Genomic DNA, 3,054 nt, shown 5'->3' on the forward strand with positions numbered 1-3,054 from the left:
TTTATTATCATTTTCTTTGTGGGTTTAATACCCCACCGTCAACGGGGGTGTTCACGCATTACTTGGGGGAGCGAATCCATAAGTAATTTTCCTCCTGTCTCCTGTCTCCTGTCTCCTGTCTCCTTCTTCAATTAAACATTTTTATGAAAAAAAGTAGGAATTCCGGCTTTGGTAAATACTTGTTCAGCAGTTAATTCTAATCCTTCAAATAGAGAATCTATCAATAGGGTATCTCCCATATAAGTTTGTGGTGGTGCATCTGGATAAAAAACTGTAATACTCCTGGCTTTACTATCAACAACCCACACCCTTAATACACCTGCATCTAAATAATCTTTAGCTTTAGCTGTGAGTTGACCAAATGTTTGCCCAGGAGAAATTATTTCTATTACTAGATCGGGCAAAACAGGACAAAAATCATCTGCTATCCATTCTGGAGATAAGCGCTCATAAGAAACATATAAAATTTCTGGTATAGGCACCCAATCTTTCCCTTGACGAGTTAATTTAACCGCCCATTCTGGAAAAACTTGCCCTTTTCCCTCGCACCATTCATCTATTAAATAAAGCAAAGCACGAGTTATTTTAGAGTGAAAAAATTTGGGTGACATTTTTGCGATTGCTTTTCCATCAATAAATTCATAAATAATATCTCCTTCTCCTGGTGGAAGTTCAAGAAACTCTTGTAATGTAAGTTGATTTTTTATTTGTACCATTTCGTCTTTAAAATTATGCCGACTTTTGAGTATTTATATTGTAATATTTTGGTGGTAGTCAAGAGTCAGGAGTGATAATTTACAGCAAATTTTGTACTCATCTTTTTTCCCTGTAACTGGAAGTAATTTTAGTGGAAATTCTCCCCTTATTAATACTTCTCCAGCAGTTAATTCTAATCCTTCAAATAAAGAGTTCCTAAATAGGGGATTTCCTATATAAGTTTGTGGTACTGCATCTGAATACAAAAAAACTGTAATACTTCTAGCTTTACTATCAACAACCCACACCCTTAATACACCTGCATCTAAATAATCTTTAGCTTTAGCTGTGAGTTGACCAAATGTTTGTGATGGAAAGTCTGAAGCGACCGAATATCAATAATTAACCTTCTATCTCCTGTCATAGTTTAAGTTTGTTTAAGAATGTTATAGTAACCTAAATAAATTATAAGAAAATTATGAAAGGGCAAAAAAAATTACTACAACATCAAACTGACTCGGTTGCTACCAAAAATCCTGACAGTCAGTCTCATCTATCCGATCAAGCTTCAATTTTTCCAACAACAATTGTTGGTTATGGACGTTACGGAAAAAATTATATTGGAACTAAATATGCTAAAAATGAATATTTTTGGGAAATAGTATCTATTGTCGATCCAGTAATTACTTCCTCCTTATTTGCTGATAGTATTTTAGGTCAGAATCAACCACAAACTTATCTATTTCAGAGTTTTCGTCAATGGCATGATAACTATTTTAAATACTTAAATAACCAACAAAAAGCCAGACAAGTAATCGAGATAGCTTTAAAGCCATAATTAGTTTATGAACAACTAATGTTATATATTGAAGCTGGTGTCAAACACTTTATATTACCTAAGCCAGTTGTAACAAACCTAGAATAAATGCTGGAAATCGCAGAAATAATTCATAAAAATAAAATAAAAGCAGCAGTTGCTTCTCAGTGGTATTATTCAGACTTTCCTAAATTTATTAAACGAGAAATCCAAAAATTTATCAAGGAAAAAAAACAAAAGCTTTCCCTAACTTCAAGTAATTATTCGAGTATTCCTAATTTATATAAAGTAGAAATTTATTTTTCTAAAGAAAATGGTTTAGCATATACTACAGACCCACCATTACTTGAATTGCCTCATGCTTTACAGTTACTCTCTTCAATAGGAATAATTGATTTTAATAATTATTTGTCACTTCCAGAAGTTAGCGGTACAAATACATTTGTCAATGCTATTTATCAGGTAAAAAATATTCAAGATAAAATTTATGTTCGTTCTAACATTGATATGCAACCAAATCCTGCAATCAAAAAAGAATATCCCCTATGGGATATTCAGGAACGGCGTTTAAAAATTTATTTTGATCAAGACAATACTCAGCCCAATATAGAAGTGGATTTTTGGATGAAATTTGACTATTCTGGTGATTTTGCTCTTCGTCCTGGTAAATTAATTATTAGGGATGACGACAACTTTAACAATCAAGAACAATTAATTTTGAATATTGTTGACGATCAACTATTAAATATGAACCTGAAAATTTATGCAGCATTTCAGCAGAATTTTGCAGATTTTCAAAATGATCAGAATATTTTGTCTCTTGAACGTTATCTCCCAATTGGTAAGCAAATAATGCTAATTCAAAATCTTTGGAAATCTCTTCAGTAGGAAAAAGGGAATAGGCAATTAGTAGTGGCACGTCAAGCTTAAAATGGTGTATTGAAGTGTTTTTGTAGGTTGTTCAAATGCTTCTTACAAAAACAACTATATCAAATCCCCTTGCTTTCAAGTGTTTTGAAGAAGGAGACAGGAGACAGGAGACAGGAGACAGGAGGAAAATTACATGGGGATTCGCTCCCCCAAGTAATGCGTGAACACCCCCGTTGACGGTGGGGTATTAAACCCACAAAGAAAATGATAATAAACCGGGTTTGTAGGAAGTAGACCTTAAGTGCTAGGTATTTGAAACAAACCCGGTTTCTACATTTTTCTATACCAATACTACCGGATTTGATGACTTCTAACTTTGTTAAGGTTTTCTAGCACTAACGAGTGAATAATAAACATGAGTTTGAACTATTGATATTTCTTCAAACCCAACTTCTTGCAAAAGTTGATTAAACTCATTAGCAGTGTATTGTTTATCCTCAGTAACCCAAAACAGGCACATTGAAAATGAAGTAGCAATTGGAGGGTTATCTTTTCCATCTCCTAATAATATTTCACTTATATAAATGCGACCTCCACTTGGTAATGCTTCAAAGCTATGAACTACCCCGCCGTGTAGACGGACGGGGTTTCTAAGTCCCCGTCAACAAAGT

4 protein-coding genes and 1 pseudogene are annotated in these 3,054 nt (G+C 33.7%); 2 read left to right on the forward strand and 3 right to left on the reverse strand.

The features are described 5' to 3' along the window. Positions 1–131: 131 nt before the first annotated feature. Both D5R40_RS31545 and D5R40_RS42265 read right to left on the reverse strand, forming a co-directional pair. Complete coding sequence (locus tag D5R40_RS31545) at positions 132–716, reverse strand: Uma2 family endonuclease (protein ID WP_124155779.1); 585 nt, start codon at positions 714–716, stop codon at positions 132–134. A gap of 33 nt (positions 717–749) precedes the next feature. Beyond that, positions 750–1,004, reverse strand: a complete 255-nt coding sequence (locus D5R40_RS42265; protein ID WP_338043166.1) for a hypothetical protein — start codon at positions 1,002–1,004, stop codon at positions 750–752. Positions 1,005–1,174: 170 nt separating this feature from the next. Between D5R40_RS42265 and D5R40_RS31555 the strand changes: the two genes are divergently transcribed. Together D5R40_RS31555 and D5R40_RS31560 are read left to right on the forward strand one after the other, a co-directional pair. Continuing rightward, positions 1,175–1,534 (forward strand): hypothetical protein, encoded by a 360-nt coding sequence (locus D5R40_RS31555; RefSeq protein ID WP_124144523.1) that lies wholly within the window; start codon positions 1,175–1,177, stop codon positions 1,532–1,534. A gap of 87 nt (positions 1,535–1,621) precedes the next feature. Next, complete coding sequence (locus D5R40_RS31560; protein WP_124144524.1) at positions 1,622–2,401, forward strand: hypothetical protein; 780 nt, start codon at positions 1,622–1,624, stop codon at positions 2,399–2,401. A gap of 361 nt (positions 2,402–2,762) precedes the next feature. Here the strand turns inward: D5R40_RS31560 and D5R40_RS37195 are convergent. Continuing rightward, positions 2,763–2,981 (reverse strand): annotated as a pseudogene (locus tag D5R40_RS37195) (hypothetical protein); the annotation flags it as partial. Between the last annotated feature and the right edge of the window lie 73 nt (positions 2,982–3,054).

The organism is Okeania hirsuta, assembly GCF_003838195.1.
GTDB classification, from domain to species: domain Bacteria; phylum Cyanobacteriota; class Cyanobacteriia; order Cyanobacteriales; family Microcoleaceae; genus Okeania; species Okeania hirsuta.